Raw genomic sequence first — 19,510 nt, 5'->3', positions numbered from 1 at the left:
GGTTAATGGGAGCTTTTTTACTATTGCAGCCCTGTCTTTATTGTATATCTGAAAAATAAATTTTATAACTAAAATGATGCTTAACGGACAATTTATTTTAATGAATGGCGACGTTTTCTTATTTTATACCGGTCATTTATGATCCGTTTTCTGGATATTTTCATCATTCATTTAGAATATTCCTATATCCTTTCAGTAATTACGGGATCGATAAGTCTATCCTTTGTACACAATATCCAGTGAAAATTTCGCCTCACAACTATATCCCTGTCTTCCCTGCCCCTGGCAAACCGGGCATGGCATATAACCTTCAATATGTACGGCCTTTCCACGATAGGCAGCGGATATGAGATGCTTTATGGAATAGACGCCGTCGCAATCAACGTATTCGCAATTCACGAAATTGATATTAAGCCCGTCGCCGACACGGTAAAAATATTTCTTTTTAATATTTTTAGGATCAAAGTAATCTCTGACCTCGATATATCCCTCAGCATCCTCTATTTCCGGAAAATCCCGGCTAAAGCTGATCATATCAAAAAAAGATATCCCATGAGTAGAATAATTCGCCATCGTTTTTCCTGTAGCAAGGATATGCTCAGAACGTTTTAAAATATTATCAAAAATAATATCGAAATGCAGGGTATGACGCAAAAAAAGTTAAAAAATCGATGCCGTTAATATCACTGGTTCAACAGCATCTCATGCATTAACGCAGGGTTAAGCCATTCTATCGGGAATGTGTACGGGAGCTTAATGTACCCGAACTTGTTCAGCGCCAATATTACCACTATCGCTATCAGGATCAATAATACCACGATCGCGATGTATTCTAAGGCCTTTGACTTCTTTTCCCCGGTGGCTTCGGCTCCTTCACCCGGCATAACTACTGCCTCCGCCGCTTCGGGCTTTTGGACTCCCAGCTCCTTTAATATCTGGTCTACCACTAGCTCGACCTGGGTTATGCCATTCTTGCCGATCATGAGTATCTTATAGTACAGGTCCGACTTGATGTCTTCCGGCAGTTTCGTGCGGCTGACGATATTCTTCAGGCAGGACTCCACTATTCTGTAATCCTCATACATGCCGGTGTCCATTTTCGCCAGTTCTGTCGAAAGCCTGTATATCTGTGCGGAAGAATCGCCATCTTCCCCGGCACCGAAGCTCGCTAACAGGGTATTGAGCTTTCTCTGGATGATCTCAATATCCTTATGCAGCGTCGTAAGCTCTTTCTGGGACGTTCTTTTAGCCGTTTCCATTATCTCGGCTTCCTCGGCCAGGAACTCTTCCATCGTAAGGCAAAGGTCGACATATTCCGCGAACTTGTTGACGAACTTGTAGTTCTTATCCTCATAGGCGGTGCGCAATTGCGCGAGCACTCTTCCCAGAAGGAAAATTATCTCTTTCTTGTTCGCAGCTTTCTCTGCCTCTTTCTTAAAGTCATTGATGTCCTTATCGATGTAGTCCATTATCTCCGGCGACTTCGAGGTCATCAGTTTCAGGTATGAGCCGTATAACAGCCTGTAGGTTTTAGCGATGATGTTATCCTTCTCTATGAGGGACAGATCAAAACACTTGACAGACGTCTCGACGTTGGTCATGAAGTCCTCAATGTTAGACGGGCTTAAAGCCCTTGATACGTAGATCTTACCCAGGGAGTAGAGAGTATTATAGTTCAGGAGCATATGGGGCTTTAGCTGCTCTCCGAGGGTGTCGAGGAAACTGTTGATACCCTTATGTCCCTTCAAGTGCTGATAGTCCCGGGCCACGATGTTCGCGAGGCTGATCAATGACCATGCCTTCACGCTCTCGTCCATCGAGACGTTATAGATATTGTAAAGCACGTCAAACGATGTCACGCCTCCGGCTATGCCCAGCGCATAAATCACATCTTCACTTGCTTGCGGGCCTTTCTCGTTCAATGCGTTAATAAGGGCGGATTCAGCCTCCGGGCCAAGCTTACCCAGAGTGTAGGCCGCTATCCATTTTATTTCGCGGTCCTTATCCTCCAGCAGTTTAATAAGGCCGGGGACGGATGCTCTTCCGATCTTTATCAGGGCGTCGCTTATCCTGGAACGGACTTCGATGTTTCCCGATTGTATGTGGCTGATGAGTGGCTGTACGGACCTTTCATCTCCTATCTTGCCAAGTGTATAGATCGCATTTATACTGACTCTCAGGTCATCGCTGTCAAGGCATTTTACAAGCTGCTCCACAGTCATGTAGCCTATCGTGTAAAGGGCGTTGACGGTCTTGATGTCGAGGTCGTACCAGGTATAAAATTGCTTGCTCTCAAAGTTCTGAATAAGCGACTCTACCGCCTTATAATCGGACTTTTGCCTTATCTCGTTCGCGGCGAACCTTATCATGTCCTCGTTGGTGCTCTCCATCAGCACTTTAACGAGCCTTGGGGATGCCTTCGCAAAATCGATCTGCCTGTATGCCCATAATGAATATAACTGTACGTCTTTGTCCTCATCCGAGACGATGTGATATAACAGTGCGATCACGGCAAGCGGGTTCTTTATTTTGCCAAGCGCTATTGCAGCGTTGATCCTGACGAGCCTTTCCTGGTCGTTGAGCGCCTCTATCAGAGGTCTGACATGCTCCTCCTTTGGGTTTTCCTGCAATACTCTAATAGCGCCCAGCTTCATCATGACGTCACTGCCTTTGAGCGCTTCCTTTAACTTTTCCTGGTCCCAGCCTGCAGTCGGATATTCTACCACTTCAATCACCACACAATCAAAATTATATCTGCTCGAGCTTTCCCCACCTTAACCCCGATCGATTAATAAGGTATTTAAACTACTCGTAATAATTACACCCCTAAGTATTAATATTTACCTCTATCGCCGGTATTTTATTTTTTTACATGGGGGATACGCTTGCCCTTTTTTATTTGGAGGGCTTTTAAAAAACGAATACAAAGTCCTTTACATCATAATGCCTTTGCTTTGCAGGAATACCGTTTTCCAGCATTGTTTTCATGAGGCCTTTTTGCTACATGAAAATATTAAACGCCCGGGTTGCCGAATAGCAACATTTTATCAATATCTATCAGTCATAATTTCATATTAATTATTACTTTTGCATACCTCTTGATAAAATCATGACCAAAGCAAGTATTATTTGGAATTCCTGTCATACCTTCCGACAAGTTTATTTAAACTAAACATTATTTTAACCTATCCTATCAAAACGGTGATTACGTGAAACAATTTCGCATTAGTGATTCGGTCCTAAATTACATAAAGGAGCAGAAGAGGGATTACCGTGTGTGCACCTCCTGCGGAGGCGCGATACTTCTGCCGACCGCGATTAAGAGGCCAAAGCCCTCTGATATTAAGATCCCGGTAGGGGACAATTATCTTTATGTCTCCGCTATGCAGGCTAAATATATTGATATTATTGATGACAGCATGTTAGTGAGCTATTTATATTAGCTGTCAAATATTTTTTAGTGGCGTATTCGTATGAAAGCAGATTTTGAGTATTTGGAGCATACGGCAGACGCCGAATTTATCGCTTATGGCAGGACTGTCGACGAGGCGTTCGTCAATGCCGCCAGGGCGACATTTAACCTGATAATCGATGCCGGGAACGTAAATACGGATGTAGTCCGCGACGTGGAGGTCACTGACGATGACCTGGACTTTTTACTTCATGGCTGGATATCCGAGCTCTTATACCTGTTAGAGGTTGAAAAGCTCGTCTTCGGAAAATTCGAGGCCAGCGTGAAAAGATCCGATGGGCAGTATACTTTGACCGGAAAGGCTTACGGAGAAAAAATCGACGATGAAAAACATCAGATATCGATGCACATCAAAGCCGTCACTTTTCACGATCTTCGCGTTGAAAAGAAAGATAACCTATATGAAGCACAAATATTATTGGACATTTGAGGGAAACAGTCATGGTTGAACTTGTAAAGGTGGACGAAGATATCTGGGAAGTCCCGCAGAGCTACAAACCGGATATGAAAGTCCCCGGAAGGATATTTTTATCGGATAAGCTGATCAAGGACCTCGAGGATGGCAGCATAGAGCAGGTCGCGAACGTCGCCACTCTGCCCGGCATCCAAAAGTATGCCATGGCGATGCCTGACGCCCATATAGGCTATGGGTTTCCCATCGGCGGCGTAGCTGCTTTTGACCTGGATACCGGCGTGATAAGCCCCGGCGGCGTAGGCTTTGACATTAACTGCGGAGTAAGGCTGTTAAAGTCAGACCTTAAGGTCGAGGATATTAGAAAGGATGCCGATAACCTTATAGAACGGCTTTATCATAATGTGCCTTCCGGGCTTGGCTCGGAGTCAAAGCTGCGCGTTTCCGACACGGTGCTTAACGAAGTATTCGAGAAAGGCGCGAGATGGGCAGTAGAAAATGGCTATGGGGTCAAAGCTGACCTTGAGCACTGCGAAGAGAACGGGGAGATGAAAGGCGCCAATTTTGCGAAGGTCAGCAAAAAGGCGCATGAGCGGGGCAGGTCACAACTGGGCACACTGGGAAGCGGTAACCACTTCCTGGAGATACAGTACGTTGAAAAGATCTATGATGAGCAGGTAGCCAAAGCTTTCGGTCTCGAGGAAGGGAAGGTCACTGTCATGATCCACTGCGGCTCAAGAGGCGCCGGGCATCAGATATGCACTGACTATATTAAGGTACTGGAAAAGGCTTCAAGAAAATACGGCATAAAGCTCTACGACAGGCAGCTTGCATGTGCGCCGTTATCTTCTGAAGAGGCAAAAGACTATATTTCGGCGATGGCAGCAGCTGCTAACTATGCATGGGCAAACCGCCAGGTGATCTCTCACTGGGTCAGGGAGACGTTTAACGATTATTACAAGTCGGAAATAAAAATGGACCTGCTATATGATGTCGCTCACAATGTGGCCAAGTTCGAGGAGCACGACATCAACGGTAAGCGGGTAAAGGTCTGCGTTCACAGAAAAGGGGCTACAAGAGCGTTCGCGCCGGGCAGAGAGGAAGTCCCTGTCGCTTTTAGAAATGTGGGCCAGCCGGTCATAATCCCGGGAAGCATGGGAAGCGCATCATATGTCCTTGTAGGCACTCAAAAAGCCATGGAGACCACATTCGGCAGCACATGCCATGGGGCCGGCAGGGTCATGAGCAGGCATGCCGCTAAAAAAGAGGTCAGGGGAAGCGAGATCAAAAAGGAGCTTCTGGAAATGGGTATCATTGTCAAGGCTCCGAAAGACTCCGCCATTGCGGAAGAGGCCCCCGAGGTTTACAAAGATATAGACGACGTCATAGAGGTCGTTCACAGGCTTGGCATCTCCAAAAAAGTCGCAAGGCTTGTGCCGATAGCGGTAGCGAAGGGATGACCCTTCGCTGTACTATTTTAGTAAGGTCTTTTTTCGTCTGGTTATTTTTTACAGGTTGAAGGAGGGTTACCTTCAGAGTGTCTTCAACCCGGGCAAATATGATCCTGCACTTTATATTCTATATGTTCGTATCAATTTGCATCATTGAAAATCAGTCTATTTGGGTAAATATTATTTTCCGGACAGGTCATGAACTCTAAAATCCACAAATAAACCAATGGTGAGGCAATCGTGCTATCCGAAAAATATAGGCGATGTGATGCTGTAAAGGCATGTGACCAATGCAAATGCATCTTTAGTTAATTTTTACTCTTTCCTTTAGTTTACAGGTCTGACATACGCCTTTTATTCCCGGCTCTCCGCATATCTCGCATTTATTTAGAGGTACCTGCTGATACTTCGTTTTGATACAGTCGATCATATCGTCGAAGCCTCGCATTATGGAATACTTCGTTCCGGGGTGCCTGTTCTCAAAATCGTTGAGCATGTCCTTTATTTCGCCTCTCAGGGATTCCCTGGCGTAAGGGCATTCTCCCATATAGAACGGAAGGCCTTTTAAGAATGCATACAATGCTATCTCTTTCTCGGGCACATCCATCAGGGGCTTTATTCTCGGGACCAGCCCGTCCTGTATCCTGTCAGGGCGCATCCTCGCCAGCCTTTCGATGTCGCCGTTCATGATGTTCATGATTACGACCTGTGCGTCGTCGTCAAGATTGTGGCCGGTCGCTACCTTGTTAGCGCCGATGCTGCGGGCTGTCCTGTTCAGGAGAGTCCTTCTGAAAACGCCGCAGTACGTGCATGAAGCCTCTTTGCGCTCACGTTTCAATATATCGTCAAGAGTGTGACCGATCTCTTCCTTGAACGATACAACGATATGGTCTACTCCGAGCTCATCGCAAAGCTCTTTGACCTTTGGGATAGAAAAGTTCCTGTACCCGTCGATACCTTCGTCTATCGTTATGGCGGTGAATTTGATGTCCGGCCGCTTGCTGAATGTTTCGACCAGTATCGATAGCGTCACCGCGCTGTCCTTTCCGCCGCTCATACCTACGGCTATGTGGTCGCCGGGCAGGACCATCCTGTCCTGTCTCATCCTGCGCTTTATCTTACGCTCAACGTCAGCCATCTGGTGGGTCGAGCACAGGTGCATCCCGGAATATTTTTGAAATATGACAGCTTCCTTGTTGCACTTATCGCATTTCATTTGATTTCCGCACTCTCTTGTGAATTTCTAATATATATCCATTGTGCATTTCTATAAAATTTTGAACATATTAAAAATTAAACATAAGTTATAAGTACTAGTAATTCCTTTGTAGTGAGATGTCGGGCCCGTAGCTTAGCCAGGTCGGAACTGCTCAAAAAGCAGCGACAAGCGCTCGGCTGATAACCGAGAGGTCCTGCGTTCAAATCGCAGCGGGCCCATCAAACTCCGACAGGTTTAAGGAGCTTATAAATTCCAGCTTTTTTCTAAATTTTCATAAATCGTTCATGTTAAGGTTTTAAAAAATTATATTGCATATAAAATTTATAATATATTTTATTCATGTATAAATTGTTCAATACTTGATATGAGCCCGCGACCTTCCTTAAAAGGCCTCAGTGATGAGGAAAAAACCAGAGAAGAGCTTCTCAATGAATTAAAAGAGCTTCGCTTGCAGATGTCTGGCCGAAAAGAGCGAGGTTCAGGTCAATTAAAATATATGGACATGTGGGGGGATCGTGAAAAAGAAGTCTATACGATCCTTGATATGTTGCCTGCGTATGCGCTGATAAAGGATCCGAATGGTGTCATATTAATGGCAAACCAAAAATTTTGTGACGCGCTGGGTCTCTCCAAAAAATTTGTTTTAGGGAAAAAATTATCCGATATTCTTCCAGACTATCTGGCCGATAAATACCGCCTGGAAGATGAGGTGGTACTAAGGACCGGTAAGCCGTTATTCACGGAAGATGAATTTTTAGATCAGGGGAATCGTATCACAATAGACCTACGTAAAGCTCCCCTGATAGATGACAAAGGAAACATCGAGGGTGTAGTAAGCCTTGGATTCGATATCATCACTCGCAAAAAATTTGAAGAATATATGCGTCTCACCCAGTTCTCGATCGACAGGGCCGCTGATACCATTTTATGGATAAAAAAGGACGGGTCTTTATTTAATGTTAATGATACCGCTACAAGGAAACTGGGTTATACCAGGGGCGAATTAAAGTCGATGCATATCTGGGACATCGACCCGAATTTCCCGAAGGATATCTGGCCCGAACACTGGAAAGAGGTTAAAGAACGCGGCTCCTTCAAATTTGAGTCGGCTCATATAAGAAAAGATGGTGAAATGATCCCTGTAGAGATCACTGTGAATTTTCTTAATTTTAAAGGCGAGGAGTATAATTGTGCGTTCGCTAGAGATATCAGCGATCGTAAACGGGCTGAAGAGGTGCTGCGGGCAAGGGAGGCTATGATCGACAGCATATTCCGGGCGGCGCCTGTGGGCATCGGCCTTGTATCGGACAGGGTGATCAAGGAGGTTAACGTCCGGCTGTGCGAGATGCTTGGGTATTCGCGTGAAGAGCTCATAGACAGGGACTCTTTAATGATATACCCTACATTTGAAGAATATGCGCTGGTCGGAAAAGAAAAGTACAGGCAAATTGCCGAACAGGGCACAGGTACTATGGAAACACGCTGGAAGCGCAAGGATGGCACCATATTTAACGTCCTCTTAAGCTCAACACCCATAAATCCCGGTGACATATCCAAAGGCGTCACTTTTACCGCCCTGGACATCACGAAGCGCAAGCAGGCGGAAGAAGCTTTGCGGGAAAGCGAGAATAAGTATCGTAATATCGTCGAGACCGCGCAGGAAGGCATCTGGGTCATCGATAAGAATGACAAAACAGTCTTTGTCAATAAAATGATGGCAGAGATGCTAGGATATGATACAGGCGATATGATAGGGAAGACCCCTTATTTTTTCATGGACGAAGAAACTGCGGCAGAAGCCCGGTTCAGCATTCAGAGACGCCGTAAAGGGGTGATCGAGAGGATCCCTAATTTCCGCTATCGCCGTAAAGACGGAAGCGACCTACTGGCAATTGTCGCTGCCAGCCCGCTCTTCGATCAAAACGGGGAATATACCGGTGCTCTGGCAATGGTCACAGACATAAGAGAATTAAAACGGTCGGAGGACGAGATAAAGGTGGCAAAGACCCAGGCAGAGCTATACATGGACCTTATGGGCCATGATATTAACAACATGAACCAGGCGGCCATCGGGTTCCTGGAACTTGCGCAGGAAAAGATCGAATTAACGGGAATTCTGGAAGCCGATGATATGTTTTTAATTGAAAAGCCGATTGAAGTGCTTAAAAACAGCTCGAGGCTCATAGATAATGTAAGAAAGGTCCAGAGGGAGACAGCTGGCGAATTTAAGCCCGAGGTCATGGACATTGGAGAGCTTCTGGATGATATAAAGGCACATTACTCGGAGGTACCCGGCAGGGACATCACGATAAATTACGTTCCTGTCAGGTCATTTTATGTAAAAGCGAACGAGCTTTTAAGGGACGTGTTCTCAAATATCGTGGGGAACGCGATAAAGCATTCCACAGGCCCTCTTATCATAAATATCGTGGCGACAAGAGAGAATTATGAAGGGCGGGAATATTACAGGGTCACGGTCGAGGATGACGGCCCGGGCATATCAGATGAGCTCAAAAAGAGACTGTTTGACGGATTATGCCTGGTCGACGTCAGGGCCAGGGGTAAAGGGTTCGGGCTTTGCCTGTGTAAAATGCTCATAGATGACTATAATGGCAAGTTCTGGGTGGAGGATCGTGTGCGCGGAGACTATTCCAGGGGAGCCAGGTTCGTGATCATGCTGCCCGCGGCGAAAGAAATGCTCTGATGATGTCCTGTTATGTTTTATTCCTGGTAACATGGCAGTAAAAAATGAAAAAACGATCTTATTTTAGCCAATATCCTGTATTTAGAATTGTACGATATTTCCACTCCAAATTAATTAATATCTATACGTTAACAATCCATTGGGGTAGTTATGAGGGAGTGGTCTGAACTTTTCATATTGTCACTTATCTCGTTCATGGTAATGGCTTTATCATGCCAGAACGTTTTAGCCATGAACATAGGGCCGTCCATGGATTTTAGCGAACATGTCCCCGTAAACAAGGATGCTCTTGCCAGCAGCCTTTCATCAATAAACGTCGGGGAAGAAGACGACGGTAAGACCATAACGGTCAATATTGGGGAAACGTTAGTCGCAAATTTCCTTGAGTATGAATATGTATGGAATATGAGGCCAAACCAGGATGTCAGGATAATTGACAATATTTTCATGGAGTCCTATCCGGTACAGCATAAGATCAGCATGGAAGTCCTGAGGAGCACGCAGATATACTTCGATAAGGTCGATAAGAAGGATAACAGGGTCTTAAAGACGATAGTCATCAGCCTGGCGGTGGAAAATGATGTCAAGGGTACTAAGCCGGGAAATATCATTGATAGCTATCATGACATTGGGTCGATATTCTCGATCCCCGCATTTTCTGTGCCTTCCGTTTACCGGGAAACGTTCAGTATGCCATCATTCATGGAAAAAAGCATATTCGGCATATTTTCTTTTCCGCTGTAAAGGGAATAAAATATCCTTAAAATCAGTCGTCATATTCAAATCCCTGTTAAATAGCTACACCCATCCCTTTTTAAGGAACATAAAAGGGTGACTGAATATGCCGATCGCAAAAACCGGTATCAGGGCAATAATGAACCGGAGCCTTTTTTAATATTTATCTTTATGCCGCCGGAAGTTATCTCGAATACGTGGCTTTCCAGGGATATCATAGTGGAACGCATCTTCGAGATCTCGATATGCCTTTCCCTCATATTGGTGTAAGGATTATCCTTTATGCTAAGTTTTATGACTCCATGTACGGAGTATGTAGCCACTCCTTCAGTACGGCTGTTGGAAGTATCGTCCATTATATAAAGTGTCGTATATCCCTTCTTAGCCAGCAGTAAGTTCAAAGTGTCAAGCTGTTTCCTGAACTCGTCCATCGACATGTTCAGCGTGAACACGCCAAGGTTGTCTATTACGATAAGCTCTGTGTCCTTCGGGACTTTTTCGACGAGGCTTATGATGTCGGACTGCAGGCTGTCGATCTTTTCAAAACCTAAGGACATGGTCTGTATGGTGGTGTAAGCCCGTTCCTCGTACAGTTTTATGATCTTGAGCTGGCCGGATCCATAATGTTCGCGCACGTCAAGCCCGACGCTCTCGGCCTGGTATAATAAGTCCTCGAGCTCTTCCTCTGTGGCAATATATACGCATTTCTTGCCGTCCTTGCATCCCCTGTATATGAAATGAAGGGCTATTATAGTCTTGCCGGAACCCGCAGAACCGGTGATCAACACACCTTTTCCTTTAGGATAACCACCATCCGTGAGTTTATCAAGCTCCGGTATTCCAGTTGATACTCTTTCCATGGCCAGGCCTTTCTATTCAGTTGTGACGGTTAAATTGCATGTTATGGTATAAATTTTTTTATTATGGGTCATCAGGCATACGCTTAAGCCCATTTTTACCGTGTCCACCAATCATCCCTTTATTTATCCTTAAACGATACAGCCGTTAACTAATAATGAATTTGTATTTTAATGGATTTTATACTTTCGTTTGATTTTGTGTAATATTACAAATTTATGATAAAAACTTTCTCCAAAATTTTTATCAAACAAATAAAAATCCCGATATACTTTCGAGGTCAAGGTAAGTTTAGTTTATTCTCTAGAAACTATTTAAGCTATGTTTATCAATACGGTAATGACCTGATAAATAGATTGCAGCACTCCATTTTATATTATCGTATGCTGGCCGGATACATGGTGAGCAATAGATAACTATATATAGAAGTGCAAACATTATCTAAAAACCGACCATTGTAATATTGCCAGAAATGGAGGACTTTTATGGGCTCAACTAAAAAAACCGATGAAAACATCGATGAGGCCGAAGCCGATGAAAAGGTAAATAAAAAGGACCTTGAGGCCGAACTTATAAAAAAGACAAAACTTGCAGACGAATATCTTAATGGGCTGAAGTATCTCCAGGCAGACTTTGAAAATTATAAAAAACGCGTTGCCAGGGAGAAGGAGGACTACGTCAGGCAGGCTAACGAATCCTTGATCCTGGAGCTTATCGATGTGTATGAGAACCTCGAAAGGGCTCTCGATACTTCTCGAAAGTCCGGGGATGATAAGTTCTCTCGCGGACTGGAGATGATATACTCGGAAATGAGATCGGTCCTGGAAAAACATGGGCTGAAACCCATAAAAGCCGTGGGAGAAAAATTCGATCCTTACCTGCACGAAGCGATGATGCAGGCGGATTCCGGGGACCACGAGGACGAGACCATTCTGGAAGAGTTCCAGAGAGGCTATATGCTGAATTCAAAAGTCATTCGTCACTCTAAAGTAAAAGTATCCAAGAGGTGTTAAATATGGCAAAGATAATCGGTATAGACTTAGGTACCAGCAATTCAGAAGCATGTATACTAGAAGGCGGAAAGCCGGTCATAATTCCCAGCTCTGAGGGGGCCAGGATGTTCCCTTCGGTGGTAGCATTTACAAAGTCTGGCGAACGCCTGGTAGGAGAGGCGGCAAGGCGTCAGGCCGTCACGAACCCGGAAAGGACCATACAGGCGATAAAGAGAAAGATGGGAACAGATTACAAGGTCGAGATCGACGGAAAGAAATACACTCCCCAGGAGATCTCTGCCATGATACTGTCCAAGATAAAGCAGGACGCAGAAGCTTATGTCGGGGAGAAAATCACAAAAGCTGTCATTACCGTCCCGGCTTACTTTAACGACAACCAGAGACAGGCGACAAAGGACGCAGGGACAATAGCCGGACTGGAAGTCGTCAGGGTCATTAACGAGCCCACCGCAGCTTCGCTGGCATACGGGCTTGACAAGCAGGGAACCCGCAAGATCTTAGTGTTCGACCTTGGCGGAGGAACGCTGGATGTCACCATAATGGAGATGGGCGAAGGCGTATTCGAGGTCCTTTCGACGTCGGGCGACACACAGCTCGGCGGCACGGACATGGATAACCGCATCATTGACTACATCGCCGGCGAGTTCAAGAAGGAGCACGGCATCGACCTTCGCAATGATAAGATGGCGATGCAGAGGCTCAGGGATGCTGCAGAAAAGGCCAAGATAGAGCTTTCAAGCACTATACAGACAAACATTAACCTCCCGTTCATTACCGCTGACGCGAACGGCCCGAAACACCTTGACATGACTCTCACAAGGGCAAAGCTCGAGGAGCTTGTCCGCGATGTCGTCGACAGGTGCTATGCGCCGATGAGGCAGGCATTATCCGACGCAAAGCTTGCCGCGAACCAGGTGGACCACATCATACTGGTAGGCGGGCCGACCCGGATGCCCGTGATCCAGGAGACCGTCAAGAAGTTCTTCGGCAAGGAACCGGAAAGGGGAATAGACCCGATGGAATGTGTTGCTACAGGTGCGTCCATCCAGGGCGGCGTGCTCGCAGGAGAGGTCAAGGACCTGTTATTGCTTGATGTGACCCCGTTATCCCTGGGTATCGAGACTCTCGGTAACGTATTCACCAAGCTCATCGAAAGGAACACCACCATACCGACCAGGAAGAGCCAGGTATTCTCAACCGCCGCGGACAACCAGACCTCTGTAGAGATCCACGTCCTTCAGGGAGAAAGGCCCATGGCGTACGACAACACCAGCCTCGGTAAGTTCCATCTTATGGGAATACCTCCGGCACCGCGCGGAATACCTCAGATAGAGGTCACGTTCGACATAGACGCCAACGGTATCCTGAACGTCAAGGCGAAAGACCTTGGCACAGGTAAGGAACAGACCATAACCATCACGGCATCGACCAAGCTGTCCAAGGACGACATAGAGCGCATGGTCAGGGACGCGGAGAAATATGCCGATGATGACAAGACTAAGAAGGAAAAGGCTGAAGTGCTTAACCAGGCAGAGACCTTACTATATTCCTCGGAAAAGACTCTGTCGGAAGCCGGCGACAAGCTGACCGCAGACCAGAAGGACCGCATAACTAAGGGTATAGAGAGCCTTAAAGAAGCTCAGAAGACCGACGACATCCCGAGGATAAAATCTGAGACCGAGAACCTGACCAAGATCATGAACGATGTTGCCACTGTCATGTACCAGCAGGCAGCCCAGGCATACCAGGCCCAACAGCAGGCCGAGCAGCAGGGACAGCAGGGACAGCAGGGACAGCAGGGACAGTCATCAGGTGCCGGCTCCGCAGGCAAAGATCCCAACGTTGTCGATGCGGAATACGAAGTAGTTAACGATGATAAGAGGTAACACTCTTTTCATCCCCCTATATTTTTAAACAAAAACCATAATGGTGAGTACTGTGGCCAATAAAAGAGATTACTATGAAGTTTTGGGTGTAGAAAAATCGGCATCTGTGGACGATATAAAAAAGTCGTACAGAAAGCTCGCGATGAAATACCACCCTGACGTTAACAAGGAAGCAGAGGCCGAGGAAAAATTCAAGGAGATCTCCGAAGCCTACGCCATACTCTCCGACGAACAGAAAAGGGCGCAGTACGACAGGTTCGGCCACGCAGGCATGGAAGGCTATTCTCAGTCCGATATATTCAATAACTTCGATATTTTCAGAGATATGGGCTTTGGAAATTATGACAATCTTTTCGATATGTTTTTCGGAGGAAGGGGCAGAGGAGGCCAGAGTAACAGGGGATCAGACCTCCGCTACGATCTACAGATCGATCTCAAAGAAGCCGCTGCCGGCTGCGAAAAAGAGATAGTCGTGCCAAGGATGGAGACCTGCAACACATGTAACGGCACCGGGGCAAAGCCGGGCACACCCATAAACACATGCTCCGCATGCAACGGCACCGGGCAGGTGAGACAGGTATCCCAGAGCCTGTTCGGACAAATGGTCCGGGTCATGCCCTGTAACAAGTGCGGCGGTAAAGGTAAGACGTTCGATACGCCATGTCCCGAATGTAACGGCAGGACAAAGACCCGCAGGGTCAGAAAACTGACGATAAAAGTGCCTCCAGGCGTCGATACCGGCCTTCAGCTAAGGATGCCGGGCGAGGGAGAGTCAGGCACCGCTGGTGGGCCACCCGGAGACCTCTATGTGTATCTCTACGTGAAAGAGGACCCGCTGTTCAAGAGGAACGGTGTCGACCTGACATACGATCTTCCTATAAGCTTTAGCCAGGCAGCGCTTGGCGACGAGATAGAGGTAGAGACTCTCGACGGAAAAGTAAAGCTCAAGATACCCGAAGGCACCCAGACACATAAGATATTCCGTATCCGGGGAGAAGGTATGCCGAGCTTAAGGGCCTCCGGCACTAAAGGCGACCTGCTTGTCAGGGTGATAGTAAAAACACCTACGAAGATGAGCGAAGAACAGAGAAAGCTGTTCCTGGAGCTAGCCGAGAGAGATGGTATAGGGATAAAAGCCCAGTCGAAGGGCAAGAATATCTTCGAAAAGATCGGGGACGCGTTCAAGCCCTGATCCTTTGTTTTTTCCTTTTTAATTATCATAAAAATTAGAAACTCAATTTCTTTTTAATTATACCTACTCTGAGTTTTTCTAGTCGCCTGCAGATTTCTCACCACAAAGGCAATTATGGTTCACTAGCTTAACCACAAAGGACACGAAGGCTACTAAGGTTCACTATTTTTCACCACAAAGTACACAATGGCAACCAAGTAACACAAGCCTAACCACAAAGGACAGTAAGGTTACTAAGGTACACTAGCTTAACCACAAAGGACACAAGGGCAACCAGGGAACACAAAGAATTTTTTAAGTAGAACTTATAGAACACATATTTTCCTGTAACATAGATCTAGCTGCCTTAAAGAATGTGAAAAACGGGCCCGATCAGGACTGAACCTAACTTATCATATTAAAAGAACCTTAGTGTACCTTAGTAACCCTTGTGTACTTTGTGGTTAGGCTTGTGTTCCTTGGTTGCCATTGTGTACTTTGTGGTTAGGCTTGTGTTCCTTGGTTGCCATTGTGTACTTTGTGGTTAGGCTTGTGTTCCTTGGTTGCCTTCGTGCTCTCCCAAATATTCTCGAATATAGATAAAAATATCAATCTTCCATTTCATCCTCATCCGGGCGGACCACTGGCTCTACCCTGCTCGGCTTGCTTATCATGATGTTATACGAGTCGTTCTCTTTATTATAGCGAACAAGCACGTTATAGAGCTCAAGCACCTCGCCATAAGCGGCGGTTTTAATATACTCATTCTCAGGCGTGGTATTATGCGGTGGAAGTATCGCATATACCGGCTTTTTCGCGGTACCGTCACATATCTTGTAGAGGTGATACTTTTTATCGCCAAGGTCACCTGACATCAGAGAAGCGACTATGTTTATACGCTTGCCAGTATGCTGTTCCAGCTTTGACAGCCTTGCGAACTTCGCTTTCGGAGGTACCCTGTACTTTACACGCGTAAGCTGGTCTTTTCTTATTATCGCGTAGGAATATTTTATGTCAGTGTTCATGTAACGATACGGCTCGTCGCATTCAGCCAGCTTACTCATCAGGCGTGTAGGCTTAATGTCCTCTTTCTGTTCAAAGCTCCAGCATTCTTTCGGATCGCATCCCGTGCACCAGATGAACGAGCACGGGCTGTATATACCCATTCCCATGTTCTTAAGCGCGATGCTGAGCTTTCTGAACTCTATCGAGTTGAGCTTATCGGCAGGCTCGATTATCACAATATTGCCGTCATCATTCAGGTGTCCGGATAAGTGGCGTACGATGTCCGCTTTTTGCTCTATTCCGAAGCCCCTGATCTCATTAAGGACGTTGGAAAATACGATAAGATCCAGGTTTTCCGGAATATTCACATCCTTTATGTTCTTGATATCGGCCTTTATCGGGGGCTCTATCTCTGCCTTTGACTTTATGCCGGCATACTGCGTCACTATCGCATTGTACGCTTCAATGTTCTCGTCATATAGTTCAAGGGAATATATCATGGCCTCGCAATCGTCAAGCCTGTTCATGAGGTCGATGATAGATAGAGGTACTACACCGGGACCTGTGCCGATATCTAATATTTTCATCCTTGTCTTTAAGAGACCGTCTTTCGCCATACCGTATAAAATATGCTGGAACTGTACGAAATATACCGGGAACTGGTATGCGAGATACCCTAGCACGCTGTATCCCGTCTCATATGTCACCTTTCTTTTTTTCCCTTCCTTCCAGTAATCCTCTTTCTGCGAGACTATGGCCTTTCTGATCTTTTCAAGGACCGCATTGTCTTCCCATTTTTTGAAGGTTTTTTTCTCGATATACTGCTCAATGACCCTTTCCAGTCTTCTGGGGACTCTGGGAGATTTAAAGAATACTTCGTTTCTTTGAATTTCTTCATTATTTAGCTCGAGAGGCTTTTTCGGCTCCGTGCGGATTATCCTGTAATCATTTTTCTCATGCACCGCTTTAAGCCCCATATCAAATAGCATAGGATGGATGATATTGAATATCTCGCGTGTAGATAAGTCGCCCTTAATATAATCCCTGATCTCCGAAAGTAAGAATTCCGGTTTCATCCGCGAGACGTATTTTATCGCGGACACCACTTCTTTATTTATCATATCGTTGAGCCTGATGTTATCCATAGCATAAAACATTTTTTATGGTCTTTATATTTAGATATTCATAAATTGCTATGGAAATCTGATAAATCAATTAATAAAATCAATAAAAAAATTTGTGAAGGCAGAGCCTTCACATTGACCTTACCTTACATACATGGTATATGTTTGTATATCATATACTGCCGGGTTGGACTTCGATATCACTTTAACGGTAAACGTGTACGTTCCGACTGCTGTCGGCGTGATGACCACGTTCCCGTAACGTCCGTATCCCGGTGATAAGGCCTCGTCTCCATACATCGCTATCTTGCACCAGTTCGCCGGTATTCCTTCTATGACCACTGTATACGAGTCTTTCTTCGAGCCAGTGTTCTTGTAATATATGCCCTGCTCAACCGCTGTGTTGGGCTTGATCGTGACCTTCTCTATCGGTCCGAAATACCTGCTGTATTTTGCCCATCTGCTGGTCGTGTCAACGCCATACCCGTTCGGGTCCGGCGCTGGTGCCGGTGTCGGGTTTATGGTCGGCGTAGGTGTCGGTGTCACCGTCGGTGCCGGTGTCGGGTTTATGGTCGGCGTAGGTGTCGGTGTCACTGTCGGTGCCGGTGTCGGCGTCACCGTTGGCGATGCCGGTCCATCTACATACATCGTATATGAGACTGTGTCATATACCGCATTATTTGCGTTAGAGACCACCTTGACAGTGAACTGATAAGTGCCTCCGCTGGTCGGCGTGATGATCACGTTACCGTACACTCCCATTCCGGGGGATAACTGTGTGGACCCATACATTGTCACCTTGCACCAGTTCGCCGGTATTCCTTCGATCATGACCTTATAGGAATCGGTCTGCGAGCCGGTGTTCTTATAGTATATGCCCTGCTCGATCCCTGTGTTGGGCTTAACCGTGGTCTTTTCTATCGGTCCGAAATACCCGTTGTATTTTGCCCATCTGCTGGTCGTGTCAACGCCATACCCGTTCGGGTCCGGCGCAGGGGTTGCAGTCGGAGTTGCCGTCACTGTGGGCTTTGGAGTAGAGGTCGGGGTCACAGTCGGAGTGATCGTAGGCGTCACCGTAGGTACCGGCGTGCCTCCCGATACGACCTTGCTAAGGTATCTTGGATTTGCGACCCCGTCCTGGAATGCTTTTAATGATTCCGGACTTGAGCGGATCTTCCAGTTATCTTCCTTTATCACGTTGAACCAGACGAAAGCCTTTATCTTGGGATACTTGGTGTTCATCAAGTTGAACATGTCAGTTATCCACTTTGCCTTGTTCTGGGCTTCCGGGTTCTCGAAACCGGGATCCGGGTTAAATACTTCGGCGGATGATACCTCTCCGATCATGATCGGCTTCCTTCCTGCATATTCTGCATAAAAGTCCTTGACCATAGTATCGAAAGTCCTCGGCCATCTCGCCCAGTTATAAACGTCTATGCCTACCCAGTCGACATACGCGTCGCCAGGATAATAGTTCAGCCAGTTCTTTTTGCCGCTTGTATCAAAGGCCGGGCACCATACGAAAGCTACGTTGGTGGCTCCCTCTTCCTGGAATATCTGGTATATCCTTTGCGAGCTCTTTATGACATCGGCGGGATATTTTTGCCAGTCATACCATGCGCCGTTGGCTTCATGGGCATAGCGTATGAACATCGGCTTGCCGAATGCCTTACACTCTCGCGCCCTTTCCCTGATGTACGCATCATATTTTCCTGCGGCAATGTCGCGGACATAGGTCTGCGGCTGCCATGTAACTACAGGCGTTACGCCGTCCGCTGCCATTCTGCTGAGCGATTGCTCCTGGTGTGTCGGTCGGTTGTCAAATACATCTGATGGGAAATAAACGAACGTCAGCCTTAGGGCGGGCTGTTTTCCTGCATCGTTGACAAATTCGTACCATTGTCCGTCGTAAGTCCCGCCGCCAATATAGACCCCATCCTGAGGCTCAAATTTGGCAAGCGTAGCCTGGGAATCACTACCCATTGCTACCGGAAGTGCGGCGAGTAGTACCGTAAACAGCACTACCAATGCTACGACTTTCTTATTTTGCCTCACCTTCTTCATTGTTTAATCCTCGTCAAAATTTTAGCAATAATGGTGTATATAAAACTTTCTTAAAATGCTAAAAATTTTGTTTTTTTATATTTTATTGTCGAAAATTTTTTACTTTTTTCTGGTTTAATTTTAAAAATATTTTTCTAAATAATTGATAGCATCGACATAATTTTAACATATTTGAAAATAAATATGGTTTTTTTAGGAAACAACAAAATCTTGAAAATTTGTGTAAAAATTTTTGAAAGTGCTTGCTTAATGTGCGCACGTCACTCGTGTACGGCGATTTAATAGGCCTGCCGATAACGGGAAAAATGCGACCTTTTTAATTAACGGCTTACAGCACTCGTATTTTCTAATATCGTCCGTGCATCAAGAACATTATATTAGCCTGTTAGTTAAAAG

The 19,510-nt window shown here is 46.0% G+C and carries 14 protein-coding genes and 1 tRNA gene; 9 read left to right on the top strand and 6 right to left on the bottom strand.

The features are described from left to right. Nucleotides 1-216 precede the first annotated feature (216 nt). Nucleotides 217-534: a hypothetical protein gene (locus CUJ83_RS03055; protein WP_230740496.1), complete on the bottom strand. Its 318-nt coding sequence runs from the start codon at nt 532-534 to the stop codon at nt 217-219. A 149-nt stretch (nt 535-683) separates the two neighbouring features. Next, nucleotides 684-2,726 carry a HEAT repeat domain-containing protein gene (locus CUJ83_RS03050; protein WP_230740494.1) on the bottom strand — a complete coding sequence of 681 codons (2,043 nt, stop codon included), beginning with the start codon at nt 2,724-2,726 and terminating at the stop codon, nt 684-686. 483 nt (nt 2,727-3,209) lie between these two features. On the opposite strand from CUJ83_RS03050, the gene CUJ83_RS03045 reads away from it, so the two are divergent. The 3 genes from CUJ83_RS03045 to CUJ83_RS03035 are packed head-to-tail and all read left to right on the top strand — an operon-like array spanning nt 3,210 to nt 5,344. After that, nucleotides 3,210-3,443: a hypothetical protein gene (locus tag CUJ83_RS03045; RefSeq protein ID WP_230740492.1), complete on the top strand. Its 234-nt coding sequence runs from the start codon at nt 3,210-3,212 to the stop codon at nt 3,441-3,443. Nucleotides 3,444-3,473: 30 nt separating this feature from the next. Then, a complete protein-coding gene (locus tag CUJ83_RS03040; RefSeq protein WP_230740489.1) occupies nt 3,474-3,902 on the top strand; it encodes an archease in 429 nt (142 codons plus the stop codon). 11 nt (nt 3,903-3,913) lie between these two features. After that, complete coding sequence (locus tag CUJ83_RS03035; protein WP_230740487.1) at nt 3,914-5,344, top strand: RtcB family protein; 1,431 nt, start codon at nt 3,914-3,916, stop codon at nt 5,342-5,344. A gap of 295 nt (nt 5,345-5,639) precedes the next feature. Here the strand turns inward: CUJ83_RS03035 and CUJ83_RS03030 are convergent, their stop codons facing one another. Continuing rightward, nucleotides 5,640-6,551, bottom strand: coding sequence for a TIGR00269 family protein (locus tag CUJ83_RS03030; RefSeq protein ID WP_230740485.1), 912 nt, complete (start codon nt 6,549-6,551; stop codon nt 5,640-5,642). Between the two features lie 124 nt (nt 6,552-6,675). Between CUJ83_RS03030 and CUJ83_RS03025 the strand changes: the two genes are divergently transcribed. The 3 genes from CUJ83_RS03025 to CUJ83_RS03015 all read left to right on the top strand — a co-directional run bounded on the left by CUJ83_RS03025 (nt 6,676) and on the right by CUJ83_RS03015 (nt 10,002). Next, nucleotides 6,676-6,772, top strand: a tRNA-Ile gene (locus CUJ83_RS03025). Nucleotides 6,773-6,918: 146 nt separating this feature from the next. Next, entirely contained in the window at nt 6,919-9,258 is a 2,340-nt protein-coding gene (locus CUJ83_RS03020) for a PAS domain-containing protein (RefSeq protein ID WP_230740483.1), read from the top strand. A gap of 150 nt (nt 9,259-9,408) precedes the next feature. Then, nucleotides 9,409-10,002: a hypothetical protein gene (locus CUJ83_RS03015; RefSeq protein WP_230740481.1), complete on the top strand. Its 594-nt coding sequence runs from the start codon at nt 9,409-9,411 to the stop codon at nt 10,000-10,002. 119 nt (nt 10,003-10,121) lie between these two features. On the opposite strand, the gene CUJ83_RS03010 is transcribed toward CUJ83_RS03015, so the two are convergent. After that, nucleotides 10,122-10,853 (bottom strand): RAD55 family ATPase, encoded by a 732-nt coding sequence (locus tag CUJ83_RS03010; protein WP_230740479.1) that lies wholly within the window; start codon nt 10,851-10,853, stop codon nt 10,122-10,124. A 483-nt stretch (nt 10,854-11,336) separates the two neighbouring features. Here CUJ83_RS03010 and CUJ83_RS03005 point away from each other — a divergent pair, with 483 nt between their 5' ends. From CUJ83_RS03005 to dnaJ, 3 genes are read left to right on the top strand one after another with little or no spacing between them, the layout of a single operon-like run. Beyond that, a complete protein-coding gene (locus CUJ83_RS03005) occupies nt 11,337-11,864 on the top strand; it encodes a nucleotide exchange factor GrpE (RefSeq protein ID WP_230740477.1) in 528 nt (175 codons plus the stop codon). 2 nt (nt 11,865-11,866) lie between these two features. Then, nucleotides 11,867-13,750, top strand: a complete 1,884-nt coding sequence (dnaK, locus tag CUJ83_RS03000; RefSeq protein WP_230740475.1) for a molecular chaperone DnaK — start codon at nt 11,867-11,869, stop codon at nt 13,748-13,750. A 52-nt stretch (nt 13,751-13,802) separates the two neighbouring features. Then, the gene (dnaJ, locus tag CUJ83_RS02995; RefSeq protein ID WP_230740473.1) at nt 13,803-14,942 is read left to right on the top strand and encodes a molecular chaperone DnaJ; all 1,140 of its coding nucleotides are present in this window, start codon (nt 13,803-13,805) and stop codon (nt 14,940-14,942) included. Between the two features lie 587 nt (nt 14,943-15,529). Here dnaJ and CUJ83_RS02990 read toward each other — a convergent pair. After that, nucleotides 15,530-17,071, bottom strand: a complete 1,542-nt coding sequence (locus CUJ83_RS02990) for a small ribosomal subunit Rsm22 family protein (protein WP_230740471.1) — start codon at nt 17,069-17,071, stop codon at nt 15,530-15,532. Between the two features lie 120 nt (nt 17,072-17,191). Then, nucleotides 17,192-19,114 (bottom strand): glycosyl hydrolase, encoded by a 1,923-nt coding sequence (locus CUJ83_RS02985; RefSeq protein ID WP_230740470.1) that lies wholly within the window; start codon nt 19,112-19,114, stop codon nt 17,192-17,194. Nucleotides 19,115-19,510 lie beyond the last annotated feature (396 nt).

Origin of the sequence: Methanooceanicella nereidis (assembly GCF_021023085.1) — an archaeon.
GTDB lineage: Archaea > Halobacteriota > Methanocellia > Methanocellales > Methanocellaceae > Methanooceanicella > Methanooceanicella nereidis.
This window is presented reverse-complemented; position numbering and strand designations above follow the sequence as displayed.